At 63.1% G+C, this 16,819-nt stretch carries 14 protein-coding genes; 2 read left to right on the top strand and 12 right to left on the bottom strand.

What is annotated here, in order from left to right; translation table 11 throughout:
* Window positions 1-336 precede the first annotated feature (336 nt).
* Window positions 337-1,842, top strand: a complete 1,506-nt coding sequence (locus tag ABJO18_RS04030) for a hypothetical protein (RefSeq protein WP_348515740.1) — start codon at window positions 337-339, stop codon at window positions 1,840-1,842.
* 15 nt (window positions 1,843-1,857) lie between these two features.
* Here the strand turns inward: ABJO18_RS04030 and fsa are convergent, their stop codons facing one another.
* The 9 genes from fsa to ABJO18_RS03985 all read right to left on the bottom strand — a co-directional run bounded on the left by fsa (window position 1,858) and on the right by ABJO18_RS03985 (window position 9,121).
* Window positions 1,858-2,511 (bottom strand): fructose-6-phosphate aldolase, encoded by a 654-nt coding sequence (gene fsa / locus ABJO18_RS04025; RefSeq protein ID WP_348335678.1) that lies wholly within the window; start codon window positions 2,509-2,511, stop codon window positions 1,858-1,860.
* A 79-nt stretch (window positions 2,512-2,590) separates the two neighbouring features.
* Window positions 2,591-3,844 carry a threonine ammonia-lyase gene (locus ABJO18_RS04020; protein WP_348335677.1) on the bottom strand — a complete coding sequence of 418 codons (1,254 nt, stop codon included), beginning with the start codon at window positions 3,842-3,844 and terminating at the stop codon, window positions 2,591-2,593.
* Between the two features lie 97 nt (window positions 3,845-3,941).
* Window positions 3,942-4,091 (bottom strand): hypothetical protein, encoded by a 150-nt coding sequence (locus ABJO18_RS04015; protein ID WP_271187799.1) that lies wholly within the window; start codon window positions 4,089-4,091, stop codon window positions 3,942-3,944.
* Between the two features lie 63 nt (window positions 4,092-4,154).
* Entirely contained in the window at window positions 4,155-4,727 is a 573-nt protein-coding gene (locus ABJO18_RS04010) for a DUF4287 domain-containing protein (protein ID WP_348335675.1), read from the bottom strand.
* A 10-nt stretch (window positions 4,728-4,737) separates the two neighbouring features.
* The gene (locus tag ABJO18_RS04005; protein WP_348335673.1) at window positions 4,738-5,304 is read right to left on the bottom strand and encodes an SRPBCC domain-containing protein; all 567 of its coding nucleotides are present in this window, start codon (window positions 5,302-5,304) and stop codon (window positions 4,738-4,740) included.
* Complete coding sequence (locus tag ABJO18_RS04000; RefSeq protein WP_348335671.1) at window positions 5,297-5,701, bottom strand: helix-turn-helix transcriptional regulator; 405 nt, start codon at window positions 5,699-5,701, stop codon at window positions 5,297-5,299. Before ABJO18_RS04000 ends, ABJO18_RS04005 begins: the two co-directional genes overlap by 8 nt.
* A gap of 104 nt (window positions 5,702-5,805) precedes the next feature.
* Window positions 5,806-6,768 carry an alpha/beta fold hydrolase gene (locus tag ABJO18_RS03995; RefSeq protein WP_348335669.1) on the bottom strand — a complete coding sequence of 321 codons (963 nt, stop codon included), beginning with the start codon at window positions 6,766-6,768 and terminating at the stop codon, window positions 5,806-5,808.
* 8 nt (window positions 6,769-6,776) lie between these two features.
* Window positions 6,777-7,613, bottom strand: a complete 837-nt coding sequence (locus ABJO18_RS03990) for an SDR family NAD(P)-dependent oxidoreductase (RefSeq protein ID WP_348335667.1) — start codon at window positions 7,611-7,613, stop codon at window positions 6,777-6,779.
* Window positions 7,610-9,121: an NAD(P)/FAD-dependent oxidoreductase gene (locus tag ABJO18_RS03985; RefSeq protein ID WP_348335666.1), complete on the bottom strand. Its 1,512-nt coding sequence runs from the start codon at window positions 9,119-9,121 to the stop codon at window positions 7,610-7,612. The genes ABJO18_RS03990 and ABJO18_RS03985 overlap by 4 nt, the downstream gene beginning before the upstream one ends.
* 171 nt (window positions 9,122-9,292) lie before the next feature.
* On the opposite strand from ABJO18_RS03985, the gene ABJO18_RS03980 reads away from it, so the two are divergent.
* Complete coding sequence (locus ABJO18_RS03980) at window positions 9,293-10,393, top strand: NADH:flavin oxidoreductase (RefSeq protein ID WP_348335664.1); 1,101 nt, start codon at window positions 9,293-9,295, stop codon at window positions 10,391-10,393.
* On the opposite strand, the gene ABJO18_RS03975 is transcribed toward ABJO18_RS03980, so the two are convergent.
* The 3 genes from ABJO18_RS03975 to ABJO18_RS03965 form a co-directional block, all read right to left on the bottom strand.
* Window positions 10,390-11,232 carry a flagellin gene (locus tag ABJO18_RS03975; protein WP_348335663.1) on the bottom strand — a complete coding sequence of 281 codons (843 nt, stop codon included), beginning with the start codon at window positions 11,230-11,232 and terminating at the stop codon, window positions 10,390-10,392. The genes ABJO18_RS03980 and ABJO18_RS03975 overlap by 4 nt on opposite strands.
* 189 nt (window positions 11,233-11,421) lie before the next feature.
* On the bottom strand, window positions 11,422-13,080 hold the full coding sequence (locus tag ABJO18_RS03970) for an acyl-CoA dehydrogenase family protein (RefSeq protein WP_348335661.1): 1,659 nt from the start codon (window positions 13,078-13,080) through the stop codon (window positions 11,422-11,424).
* A gap of 123 nt (window positions 13,081-13,203) precedes the next feature.
* Window positions 13,204-16,818 (bottom strand): S8 family serine peptidase, encoded by a 3,615-nt coding sequence (locus ABJO18_RS03965; RefSeq protein WP_348335659.1) that lies wholly within the window; start codon window positions 16,816-16,818, stop codon window positions 13,204-13,206.
* Window position 16,819: the final 1 nt, after the last annotated feature.

Raw genomic sequence — 16,819 nt, 5'->3', positions numbered from 1 at the left:
GCGCACTATCCCCCAAAAACTCTATGGCAATTTGTCGCGTGCGTCGAAATGGAACTGCTACACGGTCTTGCCGCGACTCGGTGCGAGGGATCGCCCGCCGATACTCACCGGTCCATGCGCCAGACTATGCAGGCTTCGCGTTTGATTCCCAAACGATTTTTTAAAAAAATTCGCCAAATCCGCCGGCAAGTCGTGACGAGCAATGCCAGGTCGCGATGCGTCAAGCTGCCGCTGTAGCAGGCTCGGCAGGCGGGGGCACCAACCTTACCGATTATTGGGTTGAGTCGCTGTCTGCCATGACCCAAGACCGTCACGGGAGACATCGGAGGGACGATCATGAAACTGGCCATCGCGCTTGGCGCGGCGCTCTTTGCTACGCCCTGTATGGGCCCAGCGGCGAATGCTGAAAATCACACCGAACCGGCCGACCTCGCCCGGCAGGCGCTTGACGCGTTGGGTGCGGGCTCGGCGGTCGCCGAAGGCGACTGGATCACGGCGGACATCACCGGCGAAGCCTGGATGCTCGAACAGAGCGGTACGCTGGACGGCGGCTGGATCCGGCTTGACCAGACCGCACAGCTCACTGCCGATCTGGCATCGCGCCATGGAGAAGTCTCCGAAACGCGCTCAGTGCCGGCCTGGAACGGAACGCCATACGGCGGCGACACAATCCGCTTTGCGGACGATGCGCTCGCCTCGGCCCGCAATCCGCGCGCCGCGGATGACGCGACGGCCTGGGGTCCGGCGCGAATGGCTCAGGCCCGACAAGCCCTGCGCTATATGGACCTTTTTCCCTCTGCGCTGCTGCGCCAGGCCTTGTCCGCCGACGATCTGCGTTATGACGGCGAGAACCGGCTGGCCTTTACCCGCTCCGCCTTCGGGATCGCTGAGCAGATCACGATGGAAATCCAGCCCGGATCAGGAATTCCAACCGGCTTCACGGTCGAGACGAGCTTTCCCCACGACATGTTCCTGTCCGGTTGGGGCGAAAGCACGCTTCGCGGCGAATGGGGGTTCTGGTGGCGAACCGAAAGCGGCCGCCTGCGCCCGCGTCAGCTGGAAATCTCTTTCAATGGCCGCCCCTGGCAGCGGTTCGAGCTGTCCAGCTTCTCGACAGACCGCCCCGCGCTGGCCGACACATTGGCGCAACCGCCGGAAACCGCCCCCGGCGGTTTTGCCATCGACGATTTCCCGTTCTCGCGCCGGCATGAAAGCCCGGCCGAGAATGTGCGCGTCTATTATGGTGCCTGGAATGTAATGGCCGTTGCTCTCGACGACGGTGTGTACATCCTCGATGCACCCATTTCGCCCGGTTATGCGCGTGCCGTGATGGACCAGGTCGAGACCGACTTCCCCGGACAACCGGTACGTGGAGTGATCTCGACATCCAATGCCTGGCCACACATGGCCGGTCTTGCGGCCTTCGCCGAACGCGGCATCCCGGTCCATGTCCACCCCGACAATGTCGACCTGGTCACTGCAATGGTTCCGGCACTGAGCGGCAGTGACACCCTGATCCCGGTTTCCGACGGCGAGACAATCGGCTCGGGCGCAACCCGTCTGCGTGTCAGGCTCGCAGCGGGTCCGGCTCTGGACCGCATGGCCTTCGTTTTCGTGCCCGGCGCCAACCTCGTCTGGGGCAGCGATGCAGTCCAGCTGGACCGGGGCACGCAGGCACCCTCGCCGCACGCCCGGCAATACATCGCTGAATTCCTCGACGCCGTGTGCGCTGATGTTCAGGGCACGACACAGGTCGTGGCGATGCACATCGATCCCGTTTCCATCGATGCGCTCAATACCGGCTTCGCCGGGGATCCGGAAGCGCAATGCCTGGAAGGCTGACGGCCGGAAAACCGGTCAGAGAATGCTCTGACCGGTCTTTTTCCAATCCGCAAGGAAGGCTTCGAGCCCTGCATCGGTGAGCTTGTGCTTGACCAGGCCCTTGAGCACCGCCGGCGGCACGGTTGCCACGTCGGCGCCCGCAAGCGCGCACTGCTGGACGTGGTCGGCAGAACGGATCGATGCGGCCAGGATTTCCGTCTCGAAGCCGTAATTGTCGTAGATGATCCGCAGGTTCTCGATCAGCTCCATGCCATCGACACCCAGATCGTCCAGACGGCCGATGAAGGGCGAGATGTAGGTCGCGCCGGCCTTCGCAGCGAGCAGGCCCTGATTGGCCGAGAAGCACAGGGTGACATTGGTCTTGATGCCGTCATCCGTCAGCGCACGGCACGCCTTCAGGCCGTCGAAGGTCAGCGGCAGCTTGACCACGACATTGCCGGCCAGCGCGGCCAGCTTGCGGCCCTCGGTGATCATCCCGTCAGTATCCATAGCCGTGACTTCGGCACTCACGGGACCATCCACCAGCGCGCAGATTTCCTTTGTCACCTCAATGAAATCGCGGCCCGACTTGGCGATCAGTGAGGGGTTGGTCGTCACGCCGTCGACCAGGCCGGCCTCATTGAGTTCGGTGATTTCAGCGACATCGGCGGTATCGACAAAGAATTTCATGACTTAACTCCAATCGGACGGCGGACCACTTGCGCACGGCCGGTCCTACTATGTCCATGTGACAACTTAAATGAAACGCTCAATAGCTGGCCTGTTCCACGCGGAAGCCGGCCTCACGCAGCGCCGCTTCGATGCGGTCCATATGGGCGGCATCCTGCGCTTCCAGCGAGATATCGATATAGGTCACCTTCGCCGGCAGGTCGGAGAAGGTCTTGTGATAGGCCACATCCGTGACATTGCCCTCTGCCCGCGAGATCACCTCGGACACGGCCGACAGCTGTCCCGGCACGTCGACCAGCTCGATGCGCAGCCGGGCCAGGCGGCGGGACCGGGCAAGGTCCCTCAGCAGCAGCGAGGAGAGAAGCCGGGTGTCGACATTACCGCCCGTGAGAACCAATCCGACGCGCTTGCCGGCGAACCGTTCCGGCGCGGCGAGAACCCCGGCCAGCCCCACGGCGCCCGCACCTTCCGGCAGGACGCGCAGATGCGAGATGAAGAGGTTCAGGGCCCGTTCGATCTGGCGCTCATCCGCGACGAGCACATCGTCGAGAATGTCGCTGAGGATTTCGCGCGTCAGCTCGCCGGGCTCTCGCACGGCGATTCCCTCTGCCAGAGTAAAGCCGCCAATCGGCCGTTCAGTCCCGTGATAGATATTGGCGAAAGACGGAAAGAGATCCGACTGAACGCCCACGAGTTCGATATCCGGCTTTATCTGGCGCGCGGCGAGCCCGCAGCCCGCCGCCAACCCGCCCCCGCCGATCGGCAGGACCAGCGTGTCGAGATCGGGGTATTCGGCGAGCATCTCGCGGGCCAGCGTTCCCTGCCCGGCCAGAACGACCGGGTCGTCGAACGGGTGGATGAACACCGCACCGGTCTCCACGGACAGCGACAGCGCATGCGCCTTCGCCGCATCGAAGTCCGCGCCCGTGATATCGACCTCGGCACCGAGCGCCCGGGTCTGGTGTACTTTCACCATCGGCGTGCCTTCGGGCATGACGATTGTCGCCGTTACGCCCATCGCTGTCGCATGGCGCGCAACGCCCTGGGCGTGGTTGCCTGCCGATGCGGCCACCACGCCACGACGGCGCTCCGCCTCGCTCAGGGCAGCAAGGCGGGCATAGGCGCCACGTTCCTTGAAGGATCCGGTCGCCTGGAGGTTTTCAAGCTTCACGACGACATCACAGCCCAGCGCCCTGGACAGCGCGGGCGATGGCAGGCAGGGCGAGCGCAGGATGCCGCCCATGCCCTGTTCGTGAAGCCTGCTGACGAAGGCGAAGGCGCCGGCGAGGTCGCCGGGCAGATCCGCCGCCGGCTGTGAGGCTGTAAGGGGCATTCTCAGGTCTCCGGTCAGCCGGACATGCCAGACACGAAAAAGCCCCGCTCCTTTAGGAGCGAGGCCGGTTTTCCGTGTCGTGATGTCCGGTGGGACGTCAAACAGGCGTGGGCAGCGCTCCCGCAAGGGCGAGGCCGATAATAATCGAAAGGAGAATGAGGCCGGACATCATCAGCGTCCGGACCTTTGCGGTCCGCTCTTCGTCAATCCGCCGGGCAATGGCGATGGCACGAGCACGATTTCGCATGTCATTCCTCTTTCAGCTGACAATTACAATGGGGTGTCTTCGCCCCCCTGTCCAGCCCCTCGCCTACCCGGCACGGTCATATGCCATGCGCAACCACCCGATCAGCTCGGCATCCACATCCTCAAGCGATCCCAGGCGTACCCTGTGCGACACCATGCCGTTAAAAGAGCCAGACGCCTCCAGGCGCCCCTCGGGCGGCACGTCCTTCAGATTGATGCCGACATCGACCCGCGTTTTGGTCGAGGGCTGGACGAGCGCGAACTGCTTGGCCCGGCGCAGGCTGACATAGGTCTTCCTCGGCGCCTGTTCGACATCGTCGCCAAAACCGGCAACCGCATCGGCGATCGCGTCATGGATCGTCCGGAGCCCAGCCTTGTCGCCGGCATACTGCGCGGCCACGAGATCGGTGGACGGATCGGGTAGCCTGGTCGCCACGCCGCCTCGCACCTCATGGGCGACGAGATTGGCAAAACCGTGCGTCATGCCATGCTCGCTCTTGAGCAGCTTGACCATCTCGCCATGCTTTTCCAGACCGCTGGCCTTCACGATCTCCACCCATTCAGCCAGCGGCTTGCCGGTCTTCGCGGGCATGTTGGCGATCATGGTGGCGGCCATTTCCTGCGGGGACTGTGCCATGTCTGCCTCCCTACCCTTTCGGCGCCCGGTCGAGCGGCCAGTTTTCCGAGCGCGCGACCTTCGATGTCATTGGCGCCATCAACGAAAACATGAACAGCAAGGCCTGGCCGCCAAAGGTCGCCTTGCCGGTCTCGACAACCGATTTGAGATTCTCGCAGATGAATTTCGCCCCCTGGGCCATCTGCTTTTCCGACTTCGAAACCGGATCGCCAGCCGGATGCTCGTTGATGAGGGTGAATTCCGTGCCGCCCTCCACCTCTTTGAGCTGATAGCGAACGATCGAGGCCGGATCGTCGGATGTGGTAAAGCGGAAGGTGTGCGCGTAGCGGTGCGGCGGATCGAATTCGATCACCTCGCCCATCGCCATGGTGAACTTGCCGTCCGGCGAACGCATGGCAAAGGGGGCGCCGGTCTTGAGCCCCGGCGTGTCGTACTGCCCGCCGAAAAAGAAAGGCAGCGGCCGGTCGGTGCGGATCAGTTCCGACCAGACCGTCTCGATCGAAGCGCGGATCACCACGCGGTACATGGATGTGCGAACGGCATCCGCCCGTTCGGCCTTGCTGGCTGTCTCACTCATGGTTTTCCCCTTTTCTGCCCCCTGCAGCCGCCCGGCCCTCGCTGGCCTCGGCGTCCCATCCCTCCGCTGCAGCACGCTGCTCGGCGAGATATTTGATATCCAGCGTGCGGCCGGCCCACAGCGCCGAATACTCGCTGGTCCAGCGGTCATGGATCATCTGGATCGGAACCGCATTCATGTAGAGGTGGCGCGTCCGGCCGCGCTTGTCGGAGATGATCAGCTGCGCCTCCTCCAGCACGGACAAGTGACGCATGACGGCCACCCGGCTGACATCGAATCCGCTGGCGACCTGCCCGACAGAACAGCCGGGATGATTTCTCACGTAGTCGAGCATGCGGCGGCGCTGGGCATTGCCCAACGCCTGAAAAACCGCATCCATCGAGCCCGGAGACATCATCACAAACCTCAATATGTAATACTTTCATTACATATTTGGACGCATCAGAAGTCAAGCACGCAAGGGGCGACGCACTCCGGCACTGAAAAACGTAATGATTATAGCTAGTTTTTGACGCGACCTGCGATCCGCCGGACGAAAGCCTCCACCTGCTCCGGCGCGATCACCAGTGGCATGTGACCGCCGCCATCCAGCGTTTCGATGCCAGCGTCCGGCAAGGCCTGACGCAGGACGGCAATCTGGTCGCCGGCGGACAGGATGCGGTCGGCGGTGCCGTAAAAGAGCCCGACCGGTACGCCGATACCGTCGATGCGCCCCGTGATATCGTCCATGTCCTTCGGCACGCTCTGCAGATCGGTCGCCGCCGCATAGAAGGCCTCCGGACGCAGGCTGAGCAGACCACCGCCCCGGGTGCGGAAATCCTTGGGCGGGGCGTCGGGGCCGAAGATGAAAGCCAGGGTCTTTTCGCCATTGCGGATCGACATCGGTACCGCCAGCGTATTCGCCACCAGACGGCGCAGAACCGGATTGGCGATATCGATGCCGGCAAAGGCTTCAGCCGGTTGAGAGGGCGCCTGTATCAGCGCCGAAACCAGCGCCAGTGCCTTGACCCGCTCAGGATGATTGACCGCCAGCGCCAGCGACACGGCCCCGCCGAGCGAATGCCCGACCAGGATGGCCGGACCGACCCCTTCCTTTTCGAGCATTTCCGCGATCATACGGGCCTGTTCGGGAATGCGCGCCTGCTCGTCGCCATCGCGTTCGGACCAGCCGCATCCGGGACGATCAACAGCGATAACCCGGAATTCCTGCGCCAGCCGGTCGACCAAGGCATAGCCGAAATTGTGCAGATTGCCGGCCAGGCCGTGGATCATCACGACCGGCGTCCCCTCGCCCTGGTCGGTCCAGTGGATTCGTCCACCGGAGACTTCGGTGAAGCGCCCATTGGCCGGGATCGCGGCAGCGGCCTTCTTTCCGACAGCCGCGCTGAACCGCCAGGCCAGGACGAGCGCCAGAAGGACCAAGGCTATCAGACCAACGAATATCCACATGATGACCGACAGCATGTTCGCCCCTACTCGCTCTTGGCGCCGGCGAGGCGCCCCAGTTTCGACCAGTAGCTGACCGGCCAGATGCGCTCGATCAGCGCCATGGTGTGCGCGTCGCGCCCGACGAGAATGCGCGGCTTACGCCGCTCAACACCGCGCAGGATGATCCGCGCTGCTTCGGGCGGCGGCATCACCAGGAGGCGCCGGGCCCGTTCGCGCCCTTCGGAGACTTCCATATTGCTGGCATCGGCCGGCATGCGCGCACTTTCCGCAATCTGCGTCGCGACGCCGCCCGGGTGCACGACAGTCACCCCCACTCCGGACTGCTCCATCGCCAACTCGTGCCGCAGCGCGTTCGAGAAACCGCGCAGAGCAAATTTCGCGGCTGAATAGGCCGTCTGCCCGGGCGGCGAAATAATGCCGAATATGCTCGACGTGTTGACGATCTGGGCCGGAGCGGACCGTTCCATCAGCGGCAGCAGGGCGCGCGTCAGACGCACCGGCGCATGGAAATTGATCTCCATCAGCCAGTCGAAATTAGCGTCCGTCACGCGATCGAACGTTCCGCCCAGCGCTACACCGGCATTGTTGAACAGGAGGTGCAGGGGCTCGCCATCGCCCGCAACCTCGGCCGCAAAGGCCGCGACCGCCTCACGGTCCGACAGATCGAGCGCCCGGCTCGCCACGGTCACTCCGGATCCCGCAAGCTCCGCCGCGAGCGTTCTCAGGCCGGCGGCTTTCACGTCAACGAGGAGAAGGTCGGTGCCGCGCCCGGCAAGATCGCGCGCAAGTGCAGCGCCGATGCCGCTGGCCGCGCCTGTAATCAGCGCGCGGCGGCCGGCGAATTCGAACCGGCCGCTCATTCTGCCACATCCCGGCGCAGGGCTGTGTGCGAGAGACGCGGCCTGTATTCGCCGGCACGGGCAAAACGCATGTGGCCGTCCTCAAGCCGCCCGTAGCGTATCGCCAGCATGTCGCGGACATAGTTCTGATAGGTGCGCCAGGGGGCCACCGATCCCTGTTTGGGAAGGTGCGGCAAGGCGCGCTGCACATAGCCCGAGGAGAAGTCGAGCAGCGGCGCCGGCTGCAGATCGTCCGGCGGGATCGGCACGGCGATCTCGGCACCCGTACGTTCCATATGGTTGAGCATCCGGCAGACCCGTTCGCAGGTCAGATCGACCTTCAACGTCCAGGACGCATTGGTATAGCCAAACGCCAGCGCCAGGTTCGGCATATTGCCCAGCATCATGCCGCGATAGGTGAAGAGCTCGGCGGGTGTAACCGGCACCCCGTCAAGGCTGAGGCGCGACCCGCCGGCCAGCTGCATATCCAGACCTGTTGCGGGAACGATAATATCCGCCTCGATCTCGGCGCCGGATTTCAGGCGGATACCGGTCTTGGTGAAACACTCGATATGATCGGTCACGATCGAAGCCGAACCGGTGCGCAGGGCCTCGAAAAAATCCCCGTCCGGCGCGAGGCAGAAACGCTGGTCCCAGGGGTTGTAGTGCGGGGTGAAATGGGTCTCGACGTCGAAATCCTCGCCCAGCTCCTCGCGGACATGCTTGATCACCTGGCGCTTTACGAAGGCCGGGAAACGCTTTGACAGCTGGTAGACATAGATCGACAGCGCGATGTTTTTTATCCGGGCAATGAGATAGGCGAGCTTGCTTGGCAGGACCCGCTGCAGCGCGTCGGCCAGGCCATCGCGGGACGGGCGCGCGGCGATATAGGTCGGCGAACGCTGCAGCATCGTCACATGGGCAGCGCTCTGCGCCATCGCCGGAACCAGCGTTACCGCCGTCGCCCCTGACCCGATAATCACCACGCGCTTGCCGGAATAGTCGAGGTCTTCCGGCCAGAGCTGGGGATGCACGATCTCGCCGGCGAAATCGTCCTGGCCCGGGAAGTCCGGCATGTAGCCTTGCTCGTAGCGGTAATAGCCGGAACACAGCATCAGGAAGCGGCAGTCGAACTCGACGCGTTTTCCTTCATGCTCCGCCGTGACCGTCCACAGTGCCTTGTCGCTGTCCCAGTTTGCACCCACGACGCGATGGCCGTAGCGGATATGCGTGTCGATGCCGTTCTCGCTGGCCGTGGCCTCGATATAGTCGCGAATGGCCGGGCCGTCGGCGAACACCTTGCCGCCGGTCCACGGCCGGAAGGCATAGCCGAACGTGTACATATCGCTATCCGAACGGATGCCGGGATAGCGGAACAGGTCCCACGTCCCGCCCATCGCCGCGCGCGACTCCAGGATCATATAGCTCCGCTCGGGACAGCGCGCCTGCAGATGATAGGCCGCACCGACACCGGACAGGCCCGCGCCGACAATCACCACATCCAGCACATCGCTTTTTGCTTCGCTCATCTGGCTCCCCGTCCTGTACAGCCGCAAAAAGTGAACACTGTTTCTGGCAAAGCGCAAGCGTGTGGACCGGGACACACGACGATTCCGAATATTCGAAATGCACACCCGGGACTCGATTCTGCGGAGGAATTGTCTAACTGCTCTGATCAACGGTTTGTCGAGGAGAAGAATATGACCGACACAAAGGCGCTCTTCCGCCCCTTTTCGCTGGGCTCGCTGGAGCTGAGCAATCGTATCGTGATGGCGCCCATGACGCGCTCGAAGAGCCCGGGCGGCATTCCGGGCGAGCCGGTCGTCGAATACTATCGTCGTCGCGCCGCCAATGCAGTCGGCCTGATCATCACCGAGGGGACCACGGTCGACCGCCCCGGCGCCAGCTTCGACCCGGCCATACCGAACTTTCATAACCCCGCCTCCCTGGCCGGCTGGCGCAAGGTCGTGGACGCCGTGCATGCCGAGGGCGGCAAGATCGCACCGCAGCTTTGGCATGTCGGTCTGGCGCGCCGCCCGGGAACCGGTCCGCATCCGGAAGCCGCATCCGACAGCCCGTCCGGCGTTCTGCCCAATGGCAAGCAGATCGGTGAGCCAATGACCGCCGAAGATATTGCCGACACGATCTCCGCCTTTGCGAAGGCCGCAAAGGCCGCCGCCGAAATCGGCTTCGACGCCATCGAGCTGCACGGCGCACATGGCTATCTGCTCGACCAGTTCTTCTGGGAAGGCACCAACAAGCGCGACGACCGTTTCGGCGGCGGGCTGATCGAGCGCACCACCATCGTCCAGGAAATCGTCAGAGCCGTGCGCGCAGAAATCCCGGCCGACCTGCCGCTCATCCTGCGCTTCTCGCAATGGAAGCAGCAGGACTACAATGCCCGCCTGGCACAGACGCCGGACGAGCTGGAAGCCTTCCTTGCGCCGCTGTCCGAGGCCGGCGTCGACATCTTCCACGCCTCCACCCGCCGCTTCTGGATTCCCGAGTTCGAGGGTTCGGATCTCAACCTGGCCGGATGGACGAAAAAACTCTCCGGCAAGCCGGCCATTACCGTCGGCTCGGTGGGGCTGAACTCCGACTTCCTCGGCGCATTCATGGGCGAGAACTCGCAGGCCTCATCGATCGACAGCCTGATCGAGCGCCTGGAGAACGATGAGTTCGATCTCGTGGCTGTCGGCCGCGCGCTGATCAGCGATCCGGAATGGGCCGCAAAGGTCCGTGATGGCCGCCTCGACGAACTCAGCGACTTCGACGCAGAAAAGCTGAAAGAACTCGTCTAGCGGAACAGCTGCAGGAGAATCTGCGGCGACTGGTTCGCGATCGACAGGGCCTGGATGCCAAGTTGTTGCTTCACCTGAAGCGCCTGCAGTTCGGCCGCCGCTTTGGCCATGTCTGCGTCGACAAGATTGCCGATGCCCTTCTCCAGGGCATCGGTGAGCTTGTCGGTGAAGGAGCGCTGGATTTCCAGCCGCTTCGAAGCGGAGCCCAGCCGGGCCAGTACGGCCCCGACATTGTCGATGGAACTGTCGAGTTCAGAAATCGCCAGATCGGCGTTCACAAAAGCACTGACCGTCGCGTCCTCGGAGAGGATGATATTGGTTCCGGGGCCGCCGGGCGGCCCGTAGGAGAGGTCCTCGGCCGCGAAGGTAATCCGGCTGCTGCCATCGTCATTGGCGAGCACAGACAGGTTGTCGCCCCCGGATTTGATCAGATTGATGCCGTTGAACTCGGCGTTCTCGATGATCGTCTTGATCTGGTCACGCAGCTGAACAAAGTCCTCGTTCAACGCATTTCGGCTCTGTTGGTCCAGGCTGCGGTCCGACGCAGCGAGCGCCGTCTCCCGCATCTCGATCAGGAGGTCGGAAATGGATTCACTCGCCGCGATTGCGACATCGACCACGCTCGTTCCGCGGTCCAGCGACTGCTTGACGACATTGTAGCCGGCCACCTTGGCCCGCATGCCCTGGGCGATCGCGTAGATCGCGCCATTATCCTTGGCAGACGAGACCTTAAGGCCCGTGCTGATCTGGCGCTGAACCACTTCGAGACGTGCATTCGTCTCGCGCAGATTCTGCAGCGCGATCATCGCACCGGCATTGGTGTTGACCGAAAGGGTCATGCAGTCTCCTTCTGAGACGCCAAAAACAGGCTTCCGCGAATACTTCGCGTCGGTCATAAGCCATGCAAGATCTGCGCCGCGCGATGAGCCAGCCAGGCCTTGCGGTATCAGCGGCGCCCCCTCCGAAGCGGGCAAAACTTGCCGGCCTGGCGAGAACTTCTTGCCGCGACGGCAAAATTTGCCGGGCCGTCAGAGCGGGCTGGCGCGCTCGACAATGGCAGGTACATCAAGCTGCCCGGTCAGTGCACCATAGGCAAAGCTGCGATGATCCGGATCGAGCCGGGCGGCGCAGAAGCCGTCGAAGACATAATCCGGCGATGCGTGATGCAGGGCCGCGGCCTGCAGCCCCAGAGCCACATCCTCGGCAAAGGCCCGCGCTGTCGCTTCCCCCAGAACACCCGGTTTGAACCAGTCGTCCAGCCGCTGGAGATGGGCGTCGTAGAAGCGGTTGATACCACGCACCGCCACGAGCTCGGCACGAACCGCTTCCAGGCTGTCCGGCTCCCGGCCCAGCGCCCGCAGCACGTCCAGCGCGATGACATTGCCCGAGCCTTCCCAGATCGCGTTGAGCGGCGATTGCCGGTAGAGGCGCGGCATCGGCCCCTCCTCGACAAATCCTGCGCCACCGTGACACTCGAGCGCCTCGTAGACGAGCCCCGGCTGACGCTTGCACACCCAGTATTTTGCGATCGGCGTGGCCAGCCGCATGAAGGCCGCCTCGCCTGCCGACGCCTCCGCCCGATCGAAACTGTGCGCCAGGCGCAGCCCCAGCGCGACCGCCGCTTCTGCCTCGAGCGCCAGATCCGCCAGCACGGCCTTCATCGCCGGCTGGTCGACGAGCTTCTTCTGGAAAGCGGTACGGTGCTCGGCATGCCAGAGCGCCTGGGCCAGCGCGGCCCGCATGCCGCCAGCCGAGCCCAGAATACAGTCGAGCCGCGTGTGCTGGACCATGTCGATGATCGTGCGCACGCCACGCCCCTCATCCCCGACACGCCGTGCCCAGGCGCCATGATATTCGATCTCCGAAGAAGCATTGGACCGGTCGCCCAGCTTGTCCTTGAGCCGCATGATATGCATCGCATTGCGCGTACCGTCCGGCCGCCAGCGTGGCACAAGAAAACAGGTCAACCCGCCCTCGGCCTGTGCCAGGGTCAGGAAGGCATCGCCCATCGGGGCGGAGCAGAACCATTTATGCCCGGTCAGCTCGTACTCGCCCTCGCCTCCCGCGGGCACCGCCCTTGTGGTATTGGCCCGCACATCGGAACCGCCTTGCTTCTCCGTCATCGCCATACCGAAGGTCACGCCGGCCTTTTCCTCCGCCGGAATGAAGCGCGGATCATAGCGGCCGGCCGCGATGCGCGGCTCCCATTCCGCCGCGACAGCCGGTTCGGCCCGCAGAGCAGGTACGGCCGCATAGGTCATCGACATCGGGCAGACGACGCCAGCATCGGCCTGCGTCATCAGATAGAGCATGGCCGCGTGCAACACATGCCCGGCCGTGTCCTCCGTCCAGGCGGCCGAAGACAGGCCGGCATCCAGCCCCAGCCGCATCAGCTCGTGATAGGCCGGATGAAACTCGACCTCGTCCAGCCGGTGACCATAGCGGTCGAAGGCTTTCAGCTTCGGCGGATTCTCGTTCGCGCGGCGTGCCCAGTCGACCGTTTCGGCCGCACCGCACCGCGCGCCCATCGCCGACAGGCGTTCGGCGTGCACCTCGCCCCCCGCCGCGACCAGCGCCGACTGCAGCGCACGATCGCTCTTGCACAGATTGACGTCCTCGAAGGGCGACGGCTGGTTGGTGACGGTGTGGGTGGCCAGTTCGGTATGGGGGCGAAGGGGAGCCGTCATATCGGGATCCATTGCTACAGAGCCACCAGTCTACATCAATCACCCGATCACGCAGCATAACCCGAAACACAAATGGCCGGGCACTCTGGGCGCCCGGCCATTCGTTCATGGAAATCGCACGGATCAGTCAGCGGCTGAATCGGCGTCGAAACCGAGATCGGACAGGCCACCCGCGCTGGTCGTCACCAGCCGCCGCATGGTCAATCCGGCACTGGTATCGTCCTGATCCGCGACAACGCGGAAAAGGACATCAGCACGTCCGAAACTACCGCAATCGGCAAAGTCGGACGGCAGGATGACGAAATCACCCTCGCCGGACCGCGCAGCGCGAATAGTCAGCGAACAGTCGAAATAAGACCCGACGCCGGACCCTGCCGTCGCGTTCAGAAGTGCGACATCAATCCGGTACGGCGCGCCGCTCGCCAGTCCACTGATGCGGAAGGAACTCATCGTTGTTCCGTTGGCGTCCTCAACCCAGTCAAACGGACCGAATGACACGGCGCCAAGTCCCGCCGGAGCTCCGTTCGGGACATTGGACGCAGTCGCGTTGGAGCCCGGCGTATGATCAAAACCGAAATCGGTCAGATCCCGGCTTGGCCCGATGGCAAAACGGCGCATCATCAGCCCTTGCGGCACATCCGTCTTGAGACCACGGATCCGGAAAACGAGATCCGCCTGCCCAAACGCTCCGCAATCGCCAAGGTCCGACTGCGTGACAAGGTATTCTTGGCCGTTCTTGCGCTCAGGGCGAATGGTCAGTGAGCAATCGGCAAAGGTCCCGTTATAGCCGGCGGCCTGCGCCGACCGGATGGCCAGATCGATCTGGGTGGGCAACCCGGTTTCGAAGCCGACAATCCGGAAAATGCTCGACAGGCTGGCAGAACTGTCGCCAGTCCACTCGAACGGTCCGAAGGCGGCCTGCCCATGCGTGGCATCGAGCGAGACAAAGGTAGAAAATGCACTGCTCTCCTGATCGAAGGCGAAATCTGTCAGACCGCCGCTCAGCGCGGTTGCGAACCGTCGCATCGCCAGCCCGTTCGCAACGTCAGTCGAGTCCGCGGTAATGCGGAATGTCAGATCGCCGCGTACGAAGTTGCCGCAAGCGGCAAGATCAGAGCCGAAGATCAGATACTCAGAGCCACTATAACGAGCTCCGAGAATATTCAGCGTGCAATCCGAGAACGTTCCGGCGTAGCCACCCGAAGCGGCATTATCGATGGCAACAGAGATCGAGTCGGGAATGGCCGTTCCGAGCCCGGAAATCCGGAACGCGCTGCCGGTGAAGGCATTTGCATCGCCGGTCCATTCGAACGGTCCGAAATCGGCATTCGCCAGGGCGGCCGGCGCAGCAGCTGCGGGTTCATCATGAACCGTGTCGGCCCGGGCCCAAATGCTGTCTTCTGCAAGAGCAACAAATCCGGCATCGCTTTCAAGGCCTGGCCCGGACTGCGCCGAAGTCTCAGAAGAACTCGTGCCTTCCGAATCGAAGCTGAAATCCGTCATCCCACCAAGACTGTTCGTCGCAAAACGACGCATCCGGATGCCTTCCGTAATATCAGCCTGCTCGGCAAAAATGCGGAAAGTCAGGTCGGCGCGACGGAAATTACCACACTCGGCCAGATCGGTGTTTGTGATGATGTATTCGCCCCTGTTGTACCGGCCGGGCTGAACGGAGAGACTGCAATCGCTAAAATCGCCACTGTAAGCATTTGTCGCCCCATTGTTGACCGAAACAAGAATTCCAGTCGGCATTGCGGTATCGAGCCCGGTGATACGGAACACATTCCGCGACACGGCCGAAGCGTCACCCGCCCACGGATAGGGCCCGAGCTGCGCAAAGGGCGCGCTGCTTTCAACCTGTATCGAAACAGGGATGGAGACAGTTTCGCCATTGACCGACAGAACCACATAGCCGCCCACGGACTCCGCTGGCAGACTGCTGGTTCTGACGCCGAGCTCCATCGTCGCATTTCCACTCGCCGCGAGATTGAAGCTGGTGGCATTGGTAGAAATCCACGACGGCGCAGATGCCACGGTAACCGTGCGCGCTCCCCCCGCCGTGTTGATCAGCTGGTAGGACTTGGAAGCGAACGACGATGGATCTCCAGCGTCTCCCGCCACGCGATAGGCTTCTACTGGTGTCAACTCGACGCCGGCCGCAAAAACACCTTCATCGCGGACAATCTGGACCGCTTCGCCCACATTGATGCGCGAACGCGTAATGCCGTTTTCCGGATCGGTGACCTGCGTGCCGGTAAACTGGAGGGCCGCAAGATAATCTTCGACTTCGAGATTCGGATTTGCGTCTTTCAACACGGCAAAAGCGCCGGCCACGTGCGGCGCAGCCATTGACGTGCCAGAGCTGCGCGCGAACCAATGGCAAAAGCCTTCCGAATTCGGCTCTTCATCATTGATGATGCAGTTTTCGCCTGTCGGCGGTTGCTCTGTCTGCCAGGCGGCCATGATCGACGAACCAGGCGCGAGCAGGTCAACCAGCTCCGACGAGTTAGAGAAGCTGGAAATTTCGTCGCTCTTGGTCGTGGACCCAACAGTGACGGCTTCAGGGATACATGCCGGCGAGCTTACGGCATCAATGAAGCGCTCATTGCCCGCCGCGATCACTGTGGCGATACCGGCCGAGCGCAGGCTGAATACGACATTTCGAAGGACGTGGAAAGAGCAAGCCGCTTGGTACTCCCCGCCCCCCAAACTCATGTTGATTGACGCGAGACTGAGGCTGTTGCGGTTGTCATAAAGCCATTCCAACGCAGCCAGCTGGTCGGATTGATAGCTCAGAATACACGGGTCTTCGCTGTCATCACATTCGTCGGCTACAAACCGGCTGAACACATTGACCGCAACGATATCAGCATCCCGTGCAACACCGTTCAACGTCGACCCGCCAGACAGATTGACTGAGCGCCCTGCAGCCGTCGAGGCGACGTGTGTGCCGTGGAAACATCCATCCGTGCCGGTCTCCGGCGCCCGGGCGATATCATCCTCGACACAGGAATCACCGGAATCGGGGCCCGTGAGATCGGTTTCCTCTTCCAAGCCGCCGGGACACAGCGAAGTCGATGATCCCGGGTCCTCGGTGTTGAAACACGCACTGGCTGTGATAGCCGGCCCCGTCATGGGGTGTTCGGTCTCCACACCTGAATCAAGAATGGCAACAGCCCACCCCGACCCGTCTGCCCCCAGAGCCCATGCATCATCGGCCCCGATCAGCGGGATCGACTCATCCAGCACCGGCGGCACGGGGACGTCCTCCGTCACGCTCAGCACATCGGGATGATTGCGCAGCGCACGGATCGTGTCCGGCCGCGCCATCATGGAAAAGGCAGGCGTCACGGCGAACTGGCGGGTGACACGCTCTTCCGCAACACTCTGACCGGCGCGCGCCGCGCGTGTGGCGTCACTCAGGCGGCGCAGACCGCTTTCTCCCATCGCGGTCAGCAAGACGCGTTCACGCAGCGCGGTGAGGAATTCGCGGCGCAGCTCCAGCTCCAACCCGGTCGGCGCAGCAGCTTGCGGTGCGGCAAGCATTGCCCTGTCCGAAAAGGTGACAATAACCGGGATCGGCCGCCCCTCCTCGACCCGCCGGACCGCGAACGGGGACAGCGGCGCTTCGAACAGGCCGCTGGAGCTGGCGTCCGGTGCATTCTGGGCCATCACCGCCGCAGGCAGGAGTGCGACACTGAGACCGGCGACAAGAGGCGGAAGGAAAGAACGTTTCATG

Origin of the sequence: Maricaulis sp., assembly GCF_039978735.1 — a bacterium.
Classification (GTDB): Bacteria; Pseudomonadota; Alphaproteobacteria; order Caulobacterales; family Maricaulaceae; genus Maricaulis.
This window is presented reverse-complemented; position numbering and strand designations above follow the sequence as displayed.

Bases quoted from the DNA above. Each gene is read 5' to 3' on its own strand.
- ABJO18_RS04020 (WP_348335677.1), bottom strand. From the start codon at position 3,844: ATGCCCCTTACAGCCTCACAGCCGGCGGCGGATCTGCCCGGCGACCTC.
- ABJO18_RS04030 (WP_348515740.1), top strand. From the start codon at position 337: ATGAAACTGGCCATCGCGCTTGGCGCGGCGCTCTTTGCTACGCCCTGT.
- ABJO18_RS04000 (WP_348335671.1), bottom strand. From the start codon at position 5,701: ATGATGTCTCCGGGCTCGATGGATGCGGTTTTTCAGGCGTTGGGCAAT.
- ABJO18_RS03965 (WP_348335659.1), bottom strand. From the start codon at position 16,818: ATGAAACGTTCTTTCCTTCCGCCTCTTGTCGCCGGTCTCAGTGTCGCA.
- ABJO18_RS03970 (WP_348335661.1), bottom strand. From the start codon at position 13,080: ATGACGGCTCCCCTTCGCCCCCATACCGAACTGGCCACCCACACCGTC.
- ABJO18_RS03980 (WP_348335664.1), top strand. From the start codon at position 9,293: ATGACCGACACAAAGGCGCTCTTCCGCCCCTTTTCGCTGGGCTCGCTG.
- ABJO18_RS03985 (WP_348335666.1), bottom strand. From the start codon at position 9,121: ATGAGCGAAGCAAAAAGCGATGTGCTGGATGTGGTGATTGTCGGCGCG.
- ABJO18_RS04005 (WP_348335673.1), bottom strand. From the start codon at position 5,304: ATGAGTGAGACAGCCAGCAAGGCCGAACGGGCGGATGCCGTTCGCACA.
- ABJO18_RS03975 (WP_348335663.1), bottom strand. From the start codon at position 11,232: ATGACCCTTTCGGTCAACACCAATGCCGGTGCGATGATCGCGCTGCAG.
- ABJO18_RS04010 (WP_348335675.1), bottom strand. From the start codon at position 4,727: ATGGCACAGTCCCCGCAGGAAATGGCCGCCACCATGATCGCCAACATG.
- ABJO18_RS04015 (WP_271187799.1), bottom strand. From the start codon at position 4,091: ATGCGAAATCGTGCTCGTGCCATCGCCATTGCCCGGCGGATTGACGAA.
- fsa (WP_348335678.1), bottom strand. From the start codon at position 2,511: ATGAAATTCTTTGTCGATACCGCCGATGTCGCTGAAATCACCGAACTC.
- ABJO18_RS03995 (WP_348335669.1), bottom strand. From the start codon at position 6,768: ATGCTGTCGGTCATCATGTGGATATTCGTTGGTCTGATAGCCTTGGTC.
- ABJO18_RS03990 (WP_348335667.1), bottom strand. From the start codon at position 7,613: ATGAGCGGCCGGTTCGAATTCGCCGGCCGCCGCGCGCTGATTACAGGC.